Source organism: Stenotrophomonas sp. G4, from assembly GCF_003428825.1.
Classification (GTDB): Bacteria; Pseudomonadota; Gammaproteobacteria; order Xanthomonadales; family Xanthomonadaceae; genus Stenotrophomonas; species Stenotrophomonas indicatrix.
The window spans coordinates 748,212-764,869 of sequence record NZ_CP031741.1; the positions used below are offsets into that span (position 1 = coordinate 748,212).

At 67.7% G+C, this 16,658-nt stretch carries 13 protein-coding genes and 1 pseudogene; all 14 read left to right on the plus strand.

What is annotated here, in order from left to right; translation table 11 throughout:
- Nucleotides 1–11 precede the first annotated feature (11 nt).
- The 14 genes and pseudogenes from rsmH (at nucleotide 12) to lpxC (ending at nucleotide 16,450) form a co-directional block, all read left to right on the plus strand.
- Nucleotides 12–980 (plus strand): 16S rRNA (cytosine(1402)-N(4))-methyltransferase RsmH, encoded by a 969-nt coding sequence (gene rsmH / locus D0Y85_RS03290; protein WP_117309533.1) that lies wholly within the window; start codon nucleotides 12–14, stop codon nucleotides 978–980.
- Complete coding sequence (gene ftsL, locus D0Y85_RS03295; RefSeq protein ID WP_025876599.1) at nucleotides 977–1,240, plus strand: cell division protein FtsL; 264 nt, start codon at nucleotides 977–979, stop codon at nucleotides 1,238–1,240. The genes rsmH and ftsL overlap by 4 nt, the downstream gene beginning before the upstream one ends.
- Complete coding sequence (locus D0Y85_RS03300; RefSeq protein ID WP_117309534.1) at nucleotides 1,237–3,081, plus strand: penicillin-binding protein 2; 1,845 nt, start codon at nucleotides 1,237–1,239, stop codon at nucleotides 3,079–3,081. Before ftsL ends, D0Y85_RS03300 begins: the two co-directional genes overlap by 4 nt.
- On the plus strand, nucleotides 3,078–4,634 hold the full coding sequence (locus D0Y85_RS03305; protein WP_240329336.1) for a UDP-N-acetylmuramoyl-L-alanyl-D-glutamate--2,6-diaminopimelate ligase: 1,557 nt from the start codon (nucleotides 3,078–3,080) through the stop codon (nucleotides 4,632–4,634). Before D0Y85_RS03300 ends, D0Y85_RS03305 begins: the two co-directional genes overlap by 4 nt.
- Complete coding sequence (murF, locus tag D0Y85_RS03310; protein WP_117309535.1) at nucleotides 4,631–6,025, plus strand: UDP-N-acetylmuramoyl-tripeptide--D-alanyl-D-alanine ligase; 1,395 nt, start codon at nucleotides 4,631–4,633, stop codon at nucleotides 6,023–6,025. The genes D0Y85_RS03305 and murF overlap by 4 nt, the downstream gene beginning before the upstream one ends.
- Nucleotides 6,015–7,100, plus strand: coding sequence for a phospho-N-acetylmuramoyl-pentapeptide-transferase (gene mraY, locus D0Y85_RS03315; protein ID WP_025876592.1), 1,086 nt, complete (start codon nucleotides 6,015–6,017; stop codon nucleotides 7,098–7,100). The genes murF and mraY overlap by 11 nt, the downstream gene beginning before the upstream one ends.
- Nucleotides 7,100–8,419 carry a putative lipid II flippase FtsW gene (gene ftsW / locus D0Y85_RS03320; protein WP_117309536.1) on the plus strand — a complete coding sequence of 440 codons (1,320 nt, stop codon included), beginning with the start codon at nucleotides 7,100–7,102 and terminating at the stop codon, nucleotides 8,417–8,419. Before mraY ends, ftsW begins: the two co-directional genes overlap by 1 nt.
- On the plus strand, nucleotides 8,416–9,504 hold the full coding sequence (gene murG / locus D0Y85_RS03325; protein WP_117309537.1) for an undecaprenyldiphospho-muramoylpentapeptide beta-N-acetylglucosaminyltransferase: 1,089 nt from the start codon (nucleotides 8,416–8,418) through the stop codon (nucleotides 9,502–9,504). Before ftsW ends, murG begins: the two co-directional genes overlap by 4 nt.
- Nucleotides 9,505–9,544: 40 nt before the next feature.
- Nucleotides 9,545–10,981, plus strand: a complete 1,437-nt coding sequence (gene murC / locus D0Y85_RS03330) for a UDP-N-acetylmuramate--L-alanine ligase (RefSeq protein ID WP_093818913.1) — start codon at nucleotides 9,545–9,547, stop codon at nucleotides 10,979–10,981.
- Nucleotides 10,978–11,982: a D-alanine--D-alanine ligase gene (locus D0Y85_RS03335; RefSeq protein WP_117309538.1), complete on the plus strand. Its 1,005-nt coding sequence runs from the start codon at nucleotides 10,978–10,980 to the stop codon at nucleotides 11,980–11,982. The genes murC and D0Y85_RS03335 overlap by 4 nt, the downstream gene beginning before the upstream one ends.
- A pseudogene (locus D0Y85_RS03340) lies at nucleotides 11,979–12,656 on the plus strand (cell division protein FtsQ/DivIB); the annotation flags it as partial. The gene D0Y85_RS03335 and the pseudogene D0Y85_RS03340, both read left to right, overlap by 4 nt.
- A 68-nt stretch (nucleotides 12,657–12,724) precedes the next feature.
- On the plus strand, nucleotides 12,725–13,960 hold the full coding sequence (ftsA, locus tag D0Y85_RS03345) for a cell division protein FtsA (protein ID WP_025876580.1): 1,236 nt from the start codon (nucleotides 12,725–12,727) through the stop codon (nucleotides 13,958–13,960).
- Nucleotides 13,961–14,131: 171 nt separating this feature from the next.
- Nucleotides 14,132–15,367, plus strand: coding sequence for a cell division protein FtsZ (gene ftsZ, locus D0Y85_RS03350; protein ID WP_117309539.1), 1,236 nt, complete (start codon nucleotides 14,132–14,134; stop codon nucleotides 15,365–15,367).
- 171 nt (nucleotides 15,368–15,538) lie between these two features.
- A complete protein-coding gene (gene lpxC, locus D0Y85_RS03355) occupies nucleotides 15,539–16,450 on the plus strand; it encodes a UDP-3-O-acyl-N-acetylglucosamine deacetylase (RefSeq protein WP_025876575.1) in 912 nt (303 codons plus the stop codon).
- Nucleotides 16,451–16,658: the final 208 nt, after the last annotated feature.

Sequence of the window (16,658 nt, forward strand, 5' to 3'; positions counted from 1 at the left end):
GGGGTGCCCGGATGCGCCCAGAAGCGCAGACCGGTCACCTTCCGGTGTCGCAGTCGCCGGCGGTGCATCTGCCGGTCCTGTACACCCAGGTCCTGGAAGGCCTGAGGGTGATCGAAAACGGACGTTATCTGGATGGCACGTTCGGTCGTGGCGGTCATGCACGTGGCGTGCTCACCCAGCTCGGTCCCGAGGGACGCCTGCTGGTCATGGACAAGGATCCGGAAGCCATTGCCGTTGCCGAGCGCGATTTCGCGCCGGACCCGCGCGTGTCGATCTTCCGTGGCAGCTTCGCCCAGCTGCTGCAGTGGAACGAGACCGCCGAAGGCCTGGATGGCGTGCTGTTCGACCTTGGCGTGTCCTCGCCGCAGCTGGATGTGGCCGAGCGTGGTTTCAGCTTCGGCAAGGACGGCCCGCTGGACATGCGCATGGACCCGGACAGTGGCGAAAGCGCTGCGCAGTGGATCAACCGCGTGGAAGATCGCGAGATCGCCGACGTGCTGTGGACCTACGGCGAAGAGCGGCAGAGCCGGCGCATCGCCCGCGCCATCGTGGCCCGCCGCGACAAGCAGCCGTTCACCCGCACCGCCGAGCTGGCCGAACTGATCGCCTCGGTGATGCCGCGCGGCAAGGACAAGATCCATCCGGCCACGCGCAGCTTCCAGGCCATCCGCATCCACATCAACCGTGAACTGGCCGACCTCGAAGCCGGCCTGGACGCGGCGGTGGAGCGCCTGAAGCCCGGTGGCCGGCTGGCGGTGATCAGCTTCCACTCGCTGGAAGACCGCATCGTCAAGCAGTACATGAACCGCCTGGCCAAGGCACCGCCGGCCAACCGCCGGCTGCCCGAGGCGCAGGCCTTCGTGCCGACCCTGGACCTGATCGGCGGCGCCATCAAGGCCACCGACGAAGAGCTGGCGATGAACCCGCGCGCCCGCAGCGCCGTGCTGCGTGTAGCCCAGAAGCGGGAGGCCGATGCATGAGCCGGCTGCTGCTGATCATCCTGTTGGCCTGCACCGTGGCCTCGGCGATCGGCGTCGTGTTCGTGCGTCACCGTCACCGGCAGACGTTCATCGAGCTGTCGCGCGCCGAGCGTGCACGCGATGACCTGAACATCGAATTCGGCCGCCTGCAGCTGGAGCAGGCGACCCTGGCCGAAGCCAACCGCGTGGACAGCATCGCCCGCGAAAAGCTCGGCATGAAGTTCCCCGAAGCCGCCGACGTGGTGGTGGTGCGCCCATGAGCAAGACCGGCCGCAACCGTCCCCGCAACGCCTTCAACCTGCGCCAGCGCCTGCGCTGGGTGGCCCTGGCACTCGGCCTGTGCTCGGTGTCGCTGGTGGGTCGTGCCGCCTACGTGCAGATCATCAACAGCGACTTCTACCAGCGCCAGGGCGAAGCCCGTTACCTGCGCGAGCTGCCGATCAAGACTTCGCGCGGCATGATCACCGACCGCAACGGCGAACCGTTGGCGGTGTCCACCCCGGTCGCCTCGATCTGGGTGAATCCGCAGGACCTGCTGCGTTCGCCCGACCGCATCCCCGAACTGGCCCAGGCGGTGGGCATGTCGGTGGATGAGCTGAGCAGCCGCCTGTCGCAGAAGTCGGACAAGGAATTCATGTACCTGCGTCGCCGGATCAATCCGGACGAGGCCGAGCGCGTGGTCGCGCTGAAGATTCCGGGCGTGGCCGCACAGCGCGAGTTCCGCCGCTTCTACCCGCAGGGTGAAGCGATGGCGCATGTGCTGGGCTTCACCAACATCGACGACCGTGGCCAGGAAGGCCTGGAGCTGGCCTTCGACGAATGGCTGCGCGGCAAGCCCGGCAGCAAGCGGGTGATCCGCAACCGCAAGGGCGAGACGGTCGAAAGCGATCTGCTGCGTGCGGCCGAGCCGGGCAAGGACCTGACCCTGAGCATCGACCGCCGCATCCAGTACCTGGCCTTCAAGGAACTGCGCAACGCGCTGGTGGCCAACAAGGCGGCCGGCGGCTCGATGGTGATCATGGACGTGACCACCGGCGAGATCCTGGCCATGGTCAACCTGCCGACCTACAACCCCAATTCGCTGACCAGCGCGCAGCCGGACACACGCCGCAACCGCGCGGTGACCGATCTGGTCGAGCCGGGTTCGACGATGAAGCCGCTGACCATCGCCACCGCGCTGCAGGCCGGTGCGGTGACCAAGGACACCGTCATCGACACCAACCCGGGTTACATGACCCTGGGGCGCTTCACCATCCGCGATGTGCCGCGCAACAATGGCGTGCTGAACGTGACCGGCGTGATCACCCGCAGCTCGAACGTGGGTGCGGCCAAGGTCGCCGCGAAGATGCCCGACCAGGTGTTCTACGACGGTGTGCGCCGTTTCGGCTACGGCTCGGTCCCGCACAGCGGTTTCCCGGGTGAGTCCGGTGGCGTGGTGCTGCGTCCGGCCCGCTGGTCGGGCACCACCAAGACGACCATGTCCTACGGCTATGGCCTGAATGTCACGCCGCTGCAGATCGCCACCGCGTACTCGGCGCTGGCCAACGGCGGCAAGCTGATCGCGCCGACCTTCGTCAAGGGCCAGCGCAACGAAGGCCAGCAGATCATCGACGAGAACGTGGCCAAGCAGGTGGTGGCGATGATGGAAACGGTGGTCACCCAGGGCGGCGCCAAGCAGGCGGCGGTGCTGGGCTACCGCGTGGCCGGCAAGACCGGTACCGCGCGCAAGACCGGCCCCGGTGGCTACGAGCGCGGCCACTACAACGCGCTGTTCGCCGGCGTGGTGCCGGCCACCAATCCGCGTTTTGCCACCGTCATCGTCATCAACGATCCGCAGGGCGGCAAGTTCTACGGCGGCCTGGTGTCGGCGCCGGTCTATCACAACGTGATGGAAGGCACCCTGCGCCTGATGGACGTGCCGCTGGATGATCTGCAGTCGTGGCTGGCTGCCCAGCAGTCCGGAAAGATCGGGCATTCGGCCTCGGTGCTGCCGGTGCCGCCGGCCGAAGCCGCACTGCCGGTGGATGCCGCCGCTGAATTCGATGCCGCGCTGCCCAGCGCGCACCCCCATGTGCCGCCCGCCACGGGAGGCACGCAATGAGCCCTTCGATGTTGCTTTCGCAGTTGCTTCCGGACGTGGCCCTGGCGGGCCATGATCCCGTTCTGACCGGCCTGGTGCTGGACAGCCGTGCCGTGCGCCCCGGCAATGCCTTCGTTGCCATCGCCGGTTTCGGCGCGCATGGCCTGGGTTTTGTCGAGCAGGCGCGTGCTGCCGGTGCCGGCGCGATCCTGTTCGAAGCGCCCGCGCCTGCCGAGCTGCCTGCACCGGCCGATGCCATCGCCGTGCCGGACCTGCGCGCGCGTCTGGGGGCAATGGCCGACCAGTTCCATGGCGCGCCTTCGCGGGCGATGACCATGGTCGGCGTGACCGGCACCAACGGCAAGACCTCCACCGTGCAGCTGCTGGCCCAGGCCTGGCATCTGCTCGGTACGCCCAGTGGCAGTATCGGCACGTTGGGCGCCGGACTTTATGGTGCGGTCGAGCCGACCGGTTTCACCACCCCGCTGGTGCTGCAGATGCATGCGCTGCTGGCGCAGCTGCGCGACGATGGCGCGCGCGCGGTGGCGATGGAAGTCAGCTCGCATGCGCTGGACCAGGGCCGCGTGGATGCGGTGCACTACGACGTGGCGGTGTTCACCAATCTCACCCGCGACCACCTTGACTACCACGGCGACATGGCCAGCTACGGCGCGGCCAAGGCGCGGCTGTTCCATCGCCCGGGCCTGAAGGCGGCGGTGATCAATCTCGACGATGCGTTCGGTCGCCAGCTGTTCGCCGGCCTGCCGGCGGGCGTGCAGGCCATCGGCCTGAGCTCGCGTGGTGCCGACGGTGCCAGCGTGCGCGCCGAAGCGCTGCAGCTGGATGGCCGCGGCATCGGTTTCGAACTGGTCATCGACGGCCAGCGCGCTGCAGTGCAGTCGCCGCTGCTGGGCCGCTTCAACGTGGACAACCTGTTGGCCGTGGCCGGCAGCCTGCATGCGCTGGGGCATCCGCTGCCGCGCATCGCCGAGGTGCTGTCGGCACTGCAGCCGATCCGTGGCCGCATGAACCGCCTGGGCGGCGAAGATGGCCTGCCGACCGTGGTGGTTGATTACGCACACACCCCCGACGCGCTGGAACAGGCGCTGGACAGCCTGCACGGCCACCTGCAGGGCACGCTGTTCTGCGTGTTCGGCTGCGGTGGCGAGCGCGATACCGGCAAGCGCCCGCAGATGGCTGCCATTGCCGAGCGCCTGGCCAACCAGGTCATCGTCACCGACGACAACCCGCGTGGCGAAGACGGCGACGTGATCGTGGCCGACATCCTGGCTGGTTTCACCGATGCCTCGGCCGTGACCGTGCAGCGCAACCGCGCGCGTGCGATCGGCCTGGCGGTGAAGCGCGCCGGTGCCGGTGACATCATCCTGATCGCCGGCAAGGGCCACGAGCCCTACCAGGAAGTGAATGGCGTGCGGCATGACTTCGACGACACCGAAGTGTCGGCCGCCGCGCTGGCCGCGAAGGCCGGTGTGTTGGCGACGCGCATGGACGCGCTAGTGGCCCGGCCGCAGGACGCGGAAGAGGGCCCGCAGGCCGGGGAGGGCGCCGCATGAAGCGCACCCTGCTTTCGCTGATCGCGCACTGGGCCGGTGGCGAGATCCATGGCGACGACGTGGCCATCGACGCGGTCAGCAACGATACCCGCAGCCTTGGCCCGGGCAGCCTGTACGTGGCGCTGCGTGGCGAACGCTTCGACGGCCACGATTTTGCTGCCGACGCACAGGCACGTGGCGCCAGCGCGTTGCTGGTCGAGCGCCTGCTGCCGCTGGACCTGCCGCAGGTGCTGGTGGCCGACAGCGAGCGCGCGCTGGCGAAGATCGCCGCCGGCATGCAGCGCGACCGCGCGACCGAACTGTTCGCCATCACCGGCAGCAACGGCAAGACCAGCGTCAAGAGCCTGCTGCTGGCGATCCTGCAGCAGGTGGCCCAGCACGCGCACAAGGTGGTCTACGCCAACCCGGGCAACCGCAACAACGAGATCGGCCTGCCGCTGGCGGTGATCGACGCACCGGAAGATGCCGACTACGCCGTCTACGAGATGGGCGCCGGCAAGCCGGGCGACATCGCCTACCTGACCGACATCGCGCGCCCGCGCTATGCCCTGGTCAACAACATCGCCCCGGCCCACCTGGAGCGGATGGGCAGCCTGCTCGGCGTGGCGGTGACCAAGGGCGCGATCTACGCCGCGCTGCCTGCCGATGGCGTGGCCGTGATCAACGCCGACGATGCCTACGGGCGCTGGTTCGAACAGCATTTCATCGCTACCCCGGCACGTTGCCGGGTGCTGCGCTATGGCCTGGAACACAGCGCCGACGTCACCGCGCGCGACATCCGCGCCGGTGCGCAGGGCAGCCGCTTCACCCTGGTCACGCCGATGGGCGAGGCGGGCGTGGTGCTGGGCCTGCCGGGCCGCCACAACATCAGCAATGCGCTGGCCGCCGCCAGCCTGGCGCTGGCCGCCGGCATCGAGCTGTCACTGGTGGCCATCGGCCTGGCGGAAGCGCAGCCGGTGCCGGGCCGCCAGATCGCCCATCAGCTGCGCAATGGCGCAGTGCTGGTGGACGACAGCTACAACGCCAACCCCGGCTCGCTGGCTGCGGCCATCGATGCACTGGCCGCCGCCCCGGAAGAGGGCTGGCTGGTGCTGGGCGACATGCGTGAGCTGGGCGCCGACGCCGAGGCGCTGCATGCACAGGCCGGTATCCGCGCGCGTGCCGCCGGCCTCAAGCGCCTGTATGCGCTGGGCCCGCTCAGCGCCGCTGCCGCCGCTGCCTTTGGCGAGGGCGGACATCATTTCACCACCCATGACGCGCTGTCGCAGGCGCTGAAGGAAGCGCTGCACGCCGGCGTGCGCTGCCTGGTCAAGGGTTCCCGTGGCAGCGCCATGGACACGATCGTCAAAGCGCTGCTGGCGCAAGGAGAGGAATCCCCGCATGTTGTATGAACTGGCTCGATGGTTGCAGCAGTTGGAGAGCCTGTTCGGGCTGTTCAACTACCAGACGTTCCGCGCCATCCTTGCCGCGTTGACGGCGCTGTTCCTGTCGCTGTGGCTCGGCCCGGCGATGATCCGCAAGCTTGCCCAGTTCAAGGGCGGCCAGCCGATCCGGACCGATGGTCCGCAGACCCATTTCTCCAAGGCCGGCACGCCGACCATGGGTGGTTCGCTGATCCTGCTCACCGTCACCCTGTCGGTGCTGATGTGGGCCGACCTGCGCAACCGCTACGTGTGGCTGGTGCTGGCGGTGATGCTGTGCTTCGGCGCCATCGGCTGGTACGACGACTGGATCAAGATCGTCCGTCGCGACCCGAACGGCCTGAAGTCGCGCTGGAAGTACCTGCTGCAGTCGATCTTCGGCCTGGCTGCGGGCATCTTCCTGTTCCAGACCGCCGACGTACCGGCGGCGCTGACCTTCTACATCCCGATGTTCAAGTCGGTGGCGCTGCCGCTGGCCGGCATCGGCTTCGTGGCCATTGCCTATTTCTGGATCGTCGGCTTCTCCAACGCGGTCAACCTGACCGACGGCCTGGACGGGCTGGCGATCATGCCGACGGTGCTGGTGGCCTGCGCGCTGGGCGTGTTCGCCTATGCCTCGGGCAACGCGGTGTTCGCCAACTACCTGCAGATCCCGCAGATTCCGGGCGCCGGTGAGCTGGTCATCATCTGTGCGGCGATCGCCGGCGCGGGGCTGGGCTTCCTGTGGTTCAACACCTATCCGGCCATGGTGTTCATGGGCGATATCGGCGCGCTGTCGCTGGGCGCGGTGCTGGGCACCATCGCGGTGATCACCCGCCAGGAACTGGTGCTGGTGATCATGGGCGGCGTGTTCGTCATCGAAACGCTGTCGGTGATGATCCAGGTCGCCTCGTTCAAGCTGACCGGCAAGCGCGTGTTCCGCATGGCGCCGATCCACCACCACTTTGAACTGAAGGGCTGGCCGGAGCCGCGCGTGATCGTGCGCTTCTGGATCATCTCCGTCGTGCTGGTGCTGATCGGCCTGGCCACGTTGAAGGTACGCTGATGAATGACCTGTCGCACCAGGCAACACGCCTTGAGGCCATCGGTGGCAGCTACGACAAGTGGCTGCTCGGCGCGATGATCGCGCTCACCGGGCTGGGCGTGGTGATGGTGGCGTCCAGCTCGATCGCGTTGATGAGCAGCCCGTTCTATTACCTCAACCGCCACCTGATCTTCCTGGCGGTCGGCATCGTGTTGGCCATCTTCGCCGCGCGTACCGAGCTGAAGACCATCGAGCAGTACAACCAGATGCTGCTGCTGGGCTGCTTCGCGCTGCTGGTGGTGGTGTTCGTGCCCGGCCTGGGCAGCAGTGTCAACGGTGCCCGCCGCTGGATCAACCTGGGCATCTCCAAGTTCCAGACGGTCGAAGCGGTGAAGGTGCTCTACATCGTCTGGCTGTCCAGCTACCTGGTGCGCTTCCGCGACGAGGTCAACGCGACCTGGCCGGCGATGCTCAAGCCGCTGGGCGTAGCCGGTGCGCTGGTGGTGCTGTTGCTGCTGCAGCCCGACTTCGGTTCGTCCACCCTGCTGCTGGCGATCACCGCCGGCATGCTGGTGCTGGGCGGGGTGAACATGCCGCGCATGTCGATGCCGGTGGTGATCGGCCTGGTGGGCATGAGCGCGCTGGCGATCATCGAGCCGTACCGCATGCGCCGCATCACCTCCTTCCTCGACCCGTGGGCCGACCAGCAGGGCGACGGCTACCAGCTGTCCAACGCGCTGATGGCGGTCGGTCGCGGCGAGTGGACCGGCGTTGGCCTGGGCAATTCGGTGCAGAAGCTGTACTACCTGCCCGAGGCGCACACCGACTTCATCTTCTCGGTCACCGCCGAGGAATTCGGTTTCCTGGGCACCTGCGTGATCGTGGCCCTGTACGCACTGCTGGTCGGCCGCACCTTCTGGCTGGGCATGCGCTGCGTGGAAATGAAGCGCCACTTCTCCGGCTACATCGCCTTCGGCATCGGCCTGTGGATCAGCATGCAGACCTTCGTTTCGATCGGCGTGAACCTGGGCATCCTGCCGACCAAGGGCCTGACCCTGCCGCTGATCTCCTCGGGTGGTTCGTCGGTGCTGATGACCTGCGTAGCGATGGGCCTGCTGCTGCGCGTGTCCTATGAACTCAAGCGCGCCGAGCGCCGCCAGGCTGTGCGCATGGGCGCGGCCGACGATGTTGCTGGTCCTGCCGCCGCCGAGCCTTCCACTGCACCGGTGGCAAAGAACGTGCCGAAGGGCACCGAGCCGGCAGCGACCGAGCCGGCCGCCGTACGAGGCACCAGCCGCCTGCAGTCGCGCGTCGAACCGACCTTCGGGAGGCTCGGATGAGCGCGGTCCAGAACAACACGCGGCCGGTGATGATCCTGGCCGGTGGTACCGGCGGGCACATCTTCCCGGGCCTGGCCGTGGCCCGCGTGCTGCGCGCGCGCGGCGTGCCGGTCACCTGGATGGGTGCCGATGGGGCCATGGAAACCCGCCTGGTGCCGCAGCACGACATCGCCATCGATACGCTGGCCATCACTGGTCTGCGCGGCAAGGGCAAGCTGGCCCTGCTGGCCGCGCCGTGGCGGCTGATGCGCGCGCTGCGTGCGGCCGGCCTGATCATCCGTGATCGCCAGCCGCGCGCGGTGGTCGCCTTCGGTGGCTTTGCCTCCGGCCCCGGTGGCATGGCTGCGCGCCTGCATGGCCTGCCGCTGATCGTGCATGAACAGAACCGCGCCTCGGGCCTGACCAACCGCATCCTGTCGCGCTACGCGCGCCGCCTGCTGACCGGTTTCCCGGGCACCTTCGCTGCGCGCGAGGAGTTCGTCGGCAACCCGGTGCGGGCAGAAATCGCTGCCATTGCGCCGCCGGAACACCGCCTCGCCGACCGTCACGGCCCGCTGCGCGTGCTGGTGGTCGGTGGCAGCCAGGGCGCGCGCGCGCTCAACACCGGCGTGCCGCAGGCGATCTCCACGCTGGGTGCCGCAGTGCCGGTGCTGGTGCGCCACCAGAGTGGCGAGAAGCTGCACGCCGAAGCAGTCCAGGCCTATGCCAAGGCCGGTGTGCAGGCTGAGATCACGCCGTTCATCGCCGACATGGCCGAAGCTTTCGCCTGGGCCGACCTGGTGGTGTGCCGTGCCGGCGCTTCGACCCTGGCCGAACTGTGTGCGATTGGTGTCGGCAGCGTGCTGGTGCCATTCCCCGCCGCTGTCGACGATCACCAGACCCGCAACGCGGAGTTCCTGGTCGAGCGCGGCGCAGCCGTGTTGCTGAAGCAGGATGAAACGCTGGCAGACGGCATTGCCGCGCTGCTGCGTGATCTGTCCGAAAATCCCGCCCGCCGCATGCAGATGGCGCAAGCCGCGCGTGCCCTGGCCAAGGTCGATGCCGCCGAGCGCATCGCCGATATCATTCTCGAGGAAGCTGTATGAACAAGGCACGCTCCAGCGCCTGCCCTGCGCGAGGCCGCGCATGATCCGCCGCCTGCATGACACCAACGATCTGGTACGCGCATTCCCGCGCGTGCATTTCGTCGGCATCGGCGGCACCGGCATGAGCGGCATTGCCGAAGTGATGCTGACGCTGGGCTATGAAGTGTCCGGCTCGGACAACGCCGACAACGCTGCGACCCGCCGCCTGGCCGGGCTGGGTGCGCGCATCATGCGCGGCCATTCCGCCGCCAACGTGCTGGGCACCGACTGCGTAGTGGTCTCCAGCGCGATCCGCGAAGACAACCCGGAGCTGATGGAAGCGCGCAGCCAGCGCATTCCGATCATGCCGCGCGCGGCGATGCTGGCCGAACTGATGCGCTTCCGCCGCGGCATCGCCGTGGCCGGCACCCACGGCAAGACCACCACCACCAGCCTGACCGCTGCGGTGCTGAGCGAAGGCGGGCTGGACCCGACCTTCGTGATCGGAGGCCAGCTGCTGGCGGCCGGTGCCAACGCCAAGCTCGGTGGTGGCCAGTGGCTGGTGGCCGAGGCCGACGAGAGCGACGGCAGCTTCCTGCGCCTGAATCCGTTGATGTCGATCATCACCAACATCGATGCCGATCATCTGGAGAACTACGGCAACGATTTCGCCCGCGTGCAGGCGGCGTTCGCCGAGTTCCTGCAGCGCCTGCCGTTCTACGGCCTGGCGGTGCTGTGCATCGACGATCCGGAAGTGGCCGCACTGGCCGCCAGGACCCCGCGCCACGTGATGAGCTACGGCATGAGCCCGCAGGCCGACGTGCGCGCCGAGAACGTGGTGCAGGAAGGTTCGCGCATGCGCTTCACCCTGCGCCTGCCGCAGGGCACCAGCCAGGAAGTGGTGCTGGCGCTGCCGGGCAAGCACAACGTACTCAATGCGCTGGCCGCTGCGGCGGTGGGCTGGCAGCTGGGCGTGGCCCCGGATGCGATCGCGCGTGCGCTGGCCAGCTTCGCTGGCGTCGGTCGCCGCTTCAATGATCTGGGCGAAGTGACCACCGCCAGCGGTGCGAAGGTCCGCATCATCGACGACTACGGCCACCATCCGAGCGAGCTGGAAGCGGTGTTCGCCGCCGCGCGTGGTGGCTGGGCCGACAAGCGCCTGGTGGTGGCCTTCCAGCCGCACCGCTACAGCCGTACCCGCGATCAGTTCGACAAGTTCGCCGCGGTGTTGTCCAGTGTCGACGCACTGGTGCTGAGCGAGGTCTACCCGGCCGGTGAAGAGCCGATCGCCGGCGCCGATTCGCATGCGCTGGCCCGCGCCATCCGTGCGCGTGGCCGCAGCGAGCCGGTGGTGGTCGGCAAGGCATCCGAACTGGCCACCGTGCTGCCGGACGTGCTGCAGGACGGCGACCTGCTGCTGATGATGGGGGCCGGCGACATCGGCGCCGTCGCCAGCCACATTGCAGTGGAAGGCTTCAAGGCGGAGGGCGAGGCGTGAGCACGCTGAACTTCCCGCCGCTGCGCAGCACCGACCCGGCCGTGTTCGGCCGCGTCGCCGTGCTGCTCGGTGGCAGCTCCAGCGAACGCGAAGTGTCGCTGGATTCGGGCCGCAACGTGCTCGAAGCGCTGCAGTCGCGCGGCGTCGACGCCGTCGCCATCGACGGCATTCCGGCGCTGGCCAAGGCGCTGGCGGCCGGCGGCATCGATCGCGTGTTCAACATCCTGCACGGCCACAATGGTGGCGGTGAGGACGGCATCGTGCAGGGCCTGATGGAGGCCTTCGGCGTGCCGTACACCGGCTCCAACGTGCTGGGCTCGGCGTTGAGCATGGACAAGATCCGCACCAAGCAGGTGTGGCTGTCGCTGGGCCTGCCGACCCCGCAGTATCGCGAAGTACACGGAGGTACGAGTGCCGCGGGAGGCAGGATGCCGGGAGCGGCCGAAAAGAATGTCCACGCGCTGGCCGCCGAGCTCGGCCTGCCGGTGGTGGTCAAGCCGGCCAACGAAGGCTCCAGCGTGGGCATCAGCCGGGTCACCGACGACGCCGGCCTGGACGAAGCCGTGGCCCTGGCCGCGCGCTACGACGGCCAGCTGCTGATGGAACAGATGGTGGTGGGCGACGAACTGACCGTGGCCATCCTCGGCGATGTCGCGCTGCCGTCGATCCGCATCGTGCCCAAGGGCCAGTGGTACGACTACAACGCCAAGTACATCGCCGAAGACACCCAGTACCTGTGCCCGGGCCTGGACGGTGATGACGAAGACGAGATCCGCCGCATCGCGCTGGCTGCCTTCCGCGCGGCCGGCTGCCGTGGCTGGGGACGCGTGGACGTGATGCGTGACCGCAGCAGCGGCCGCTTCTTCCTGCTGGAAGTGAACACCGCGCCGGGCATGACCAGCCACTCGCTGGTGCCCAAGGCGGCCGGGCAGGCCGGCATCAGCTTCGAAGAGCTGGTGTGGCGCGTGCTGGAACAGACCCTGGAGGCATCGCACGCATGAACGCGGTGCTGCGCATCTTCGTCTGGCTGTTGGCACTGTCGGTGGTTGCACTGCCGGTGGTGGCGGTGGTCAATGGCTGGGTCGGCGCCGAGCGCTGGCCGCTGGCGAAGTTGCGCGTGCACGGTGAGTTCAAGCGGGTGCCGCCGGAACAGCTGCAGCAGGTGCTGCTGCCGTATGCGCATGCCGGCTTCTTCGCGGTCAAGCTGCAGGACGCGCAGGACGCACTGGAAAAACTGCCGTGGGTGGAAAGCGCGCAGGTGCGCAAGCAGTGGCCGGACGTGCTGGAAGTGACGCTGGTCGAGCACAAGCCGTTCGCGCGCTGGGGCGAAGATCGCCTGCTGTCCGAGCAGGGCAAGCTGTTCCCCACGCCGAAGAAGCTGGCCGACCTGCAGCTGCCCGAGCTGGATGGCCCGGACAGCCAGACCGAGGAAGTGGTCAAGCTGTACAACGATTCGCGCGCGCTGTTCGCGCCGGCAGGCGTCGACGTGCGCCGGCTGACGATGGACGCGCGCGGCAGCTGGTCGCTGCTGCTGAGCAACGGCACTGAAGTGGTGGTCGGCCGCGACGATGCCCGCTCGCGCCTGCAGCGCTTCGTGCGCGTGCTGCCGCAGCTGGCCAACCAGGCCGCGCCGATCGAGCGCGCCGACCTCCGATATACCAATGGTTTCACGCTGAGCTGGGGCACTCCGGCCGCCCCCGCCAATGCACCGGGCACCCCGGCAAGAAGGACGCAGGAAAGAACATGAATCGCAAGGGTGACAAATCGCTGATCGTCGGCCTGGATATCGGCACCTCCAAGGTGGTGGCCCTGGTGGGCGAGTATTCGCCGGGCAACCCGATCGAAGTGATCGGCATCGGCTCGCACGAATCGCGCGGGCTCAAGCGCGGCGTGGTGGTGGACATCGAATCGACCGTGCAGTCGATCCAGCGCGCGGTCGAAGAGGCCGAGCTGATGGCCGGCTGCGAGATCCGCTCGGTGTATGCCTCCATTTCCGGCAACCACGTGCAGTGCAAGAACTCGCCCGGCATCGTGCCGATCCGCGACGGTGAAGTGACCTGGGGCGACCTCGATCGCGTGCTCGATGCGGCCAAGGCAGTGGCGATCCCGGCCGACCAGAAGATCCTGCATGCGATCCCGCGCGAGTATGTGCTGGATGATTCGCAGGAAGGCATCCGCAACCCCGTCGGCATGACCGGCGTGCGCCTGGAGGTGCATGCGCACCTGGTGGTGTGCGCGCAGTCGGCCGCGGCCAACATCAGCAAGTGCGTGCAGCGCTGCGGCCTGCAGGTGGACGACCTGGTGCTGTCCTCGCTGGCGTCCAGCGTGGCGGTGCTGACCGCCGACGAGCGCGAGCTTGGCGTGGTGCTGGTCGACATGGGCGCCGGCACCACCGACATCGCAGTGTTCGTGCAGGGCGCGATCTGCCACACCGCCTCGCTGCCGATCGCCGGCGACCACGTGACCAACGACATCGCGCACATGCTGCGCACGCCGACCCCGGAAGCCGAGCAGATCAAGGTGCGCTATGCATGCGCCCTGGCCCAGCTGGCCACTGCCGAGGAAAGCATCCAGGTACCGTCGGTCGGTGATCGTCCGCCGCGCCGCATGCCGCGCCACGCGCTGGCGCAGGCCGTGCAGGGCCGCTACGAAGAGATCTTCGAAATGGTGCAGGCCGAACTGCGCCGCTCCGGCTTCGAGGAACTGGTGCGCGCCGGCATGGTGCTGACCGGTGGTGCCTCGAAGATGGAAGGCGTGGTCGAACTGGCCGAGGAAATGCTGCAGATGCCGGTACGCGTGGGCATCCCGCAGCACGTTACCGGGCTGGGCGAAGTGGTGGGCAACCCGGTGCATGCCACCGGCGTGGGCCTGCTGCTGATGGGCAGCCAGATCGAGCATCCGCGCCGGCCGTCGCTGCCGACCGGCCGCGCCGGAAGCATGTTCAAGAAGCTCAAGACCTGGTTCCGCGGCGAATTCTGACGCGGCACCTGTAACACCCGGGCGAAGCCCGGTCGCAACACCCGCAGTACCCGCATCACGACGCAACAACGCAACACACAACCCACACAGCCGCAACGGCAACATGACACGCGAAGGCAGGAGGCCCGACCGTCCATGCCACCGACAAGCGGATACAACGAGGACACGGACATGGCGCATTTTGAACTGATCGAAAAGATGGCACCCAATGCGGTGATCAAGGTGGTTGGCGTGGGCGGCGGCGGCGGCAATGCCGTGGCGCACATGGTCAACTCGGCAGTGGATGGCGTGGAATTCATCACCGCCAACACCGACTCGCAGGCCATCAAGAATTGTGGTGCCAAGCTGCAGCTGCAGCTGGGTACCAATGTCACCAAGGGCCTGGGCGCAGGCGCGAACCCCGAAGTCGGCCGCCAGGCTGCGCTGGAAGACCGTGAGCGCATCATGGACGCGCTGCAGGGTGCGGACATGGTGTTCATCACCGCTGGCATGGGCGGTGGCACCGGTACCGGCGCTGCGCCGGTGGTGGCACAGCTGGCCAAGGAAATGGGCATCCTGACCGTGGCCGTGGTCACCAAGCCGTTCCCGTTCGAAGGCCGCCGCCGCATGCAGGTCGCGCTGAAGGGCATCGAAGAACTGAGCCAGCACTGCGACTCGCTGATCACCATCCCCAACGAGAAGCTGATCACCGTGCTGGGTCGCAACGCGACCATGATCCAGGCCTTCCGTGCCGCCAACGACGTGCTGCAGGGCGCCGTGCAGGGCATCGCCGACCTGATCGTGCGTCCGGGCCTGATCAACGTCGACTTCGCCGACGTGCGCACCGTCATGTCCGAAATGGGCCTGGCGATGATGGGTACCGGTACCGCCCGCGGCGATGACCGCGCGCAGGCCGCGGCCGAGTCGGCCATCCAGAATCCGCTGCTGGACGATGTGAACCTGGCAGGCGCCAACGGCATCCTGGTCAACATCACCGCCGGTGCCGACTTCACCATGGCCGAGTTCGACGAGATCGGCCGCACCATCGATGGCTTCGCTTCGGAAGACGCGACCGTGGTGGTGGGTACCGTGCTCGATCCGGACATGCAGGACGAAGTGCGCGTGACCGTGGTCGCCACGGGCCTGAACCGCGTCTCGGCCAGCAAGACCCAGCGTCCGGGCGAGCGTGCACCGATCAAGCTGGTCCGCAACGCCACCACCGGCCAGCCGGAGTTCGGCGAGTTCGACAACGGCGGCGACGCCGTGTCCAAGGCCGTCGGCGGCATGGGCCTGGGCCTGCGTCGTGCCAGCAGCGACAGCGTGGCAGCTTCCTCCCCGTCGGCTCCGGCCTCCTCGGCCCCGGCCGCGGCGGAACTGCCGAACGATTACCTGGACATCCCGGCGTTCCTGCGCCGCCAGGCGGACTGATCGACGCTGCTCGGGGCTTGTCCCCCCCGGGTTGCGTCACCATGTCCTGAAAACGCGGGCGCCGGGCCAGGATGGGCCCGGCCGCCCTGCTTCACGCGCGTCCCACCGGCGTTTCAGCCGGGGTAGGGGACCCTGCGTGTTAATCTACTGTGTCACTTCCGGTCGTCCCCCATGATCCAGCAACGCACCCTCAAGAACACGATCCGCGCCACCGGTGTAGGCCTGCACAGCGGCGACAAGGTCTACATGACCCTGCGTCCGGCGCCGGTCAACCATGGCATCGTGTTCCGGCGCGTGGACCTGGATCCGGTCGTGGAAGTGCCTGCGAAGGCCGAACTGGTCACCGAAGTGACCCTGTGCACCGGCCTGACCTGCAATGACGCCAAGATCCAGACCGTCGAGCACCTGATGTCGGCCCTGGCCGGCCTGGGTGTGGACAACATCATCGTCGAACTGTCCTCGGCCGAGCTGCCGATCATGGACGGTTCGTCCGGCCCGTTCGTGTTCCTGCTGCAGTCGGCAGGCATCGTCGAACAGGATGCGCCCAAGCGCTTCATCCGCGTGCTGAAGACCGTGGAAGTGACCGAGGGCGACAAGATGGCCCGCTTTACCCCGTATGAGGGGTACAAGCTGGGCTTCACCATCCAGTTCGACCACCCGATGATCCCGGCCAAGCAGTCGCGCCAGGAAATCGAGTTCTCGACGATGGCCTACACCAAGGAAATCTCCCGCGCGCGCACCTTCGGCTTCATGCGCGACCTGGAATACATGCGCGAGCGCAACCTGGGCCTGGGCGGTTCGATGGACAACGCCATCGTGCTCGACGAGTTCCGCGTGCTCAACGAAGACGGCCTGCGCTACGCCGACGAATTCGTGCGCCACAAGATTCTTGACGCGATCGGCGACCTCTATCTGGCCGGCGGCCAGGTGCTGGGTGCCTACGAGGGCTTCAAGTCCGGCCACGCGCTCAACAACAAGCTGGTGCGGGCGCTGATGGCCGATGCCACTGCCTGGGAATGGGTCACTTACGACTCGCCGGCCGTGCCGGACCCGGTGGTGTACGCCACACCGGCCTATGCCTGATTTCACAAGTTGTTGAATTTGAATGCAAAAACGCCGCCTTCCAGGGCGGCGTCTGCGTTTCCGGCGTTGTTTGACGCACTGGCGCAGTTGGTGACGCGACGGCGGGGCCGAGGTCACGGTTTTGTGAACCTGTTGGATCCGAAGCCTGAATTTAACGTTGTTTTAACAACAATCTAACGACTGGCCCACCGGGGCCAGCTAGGATGCG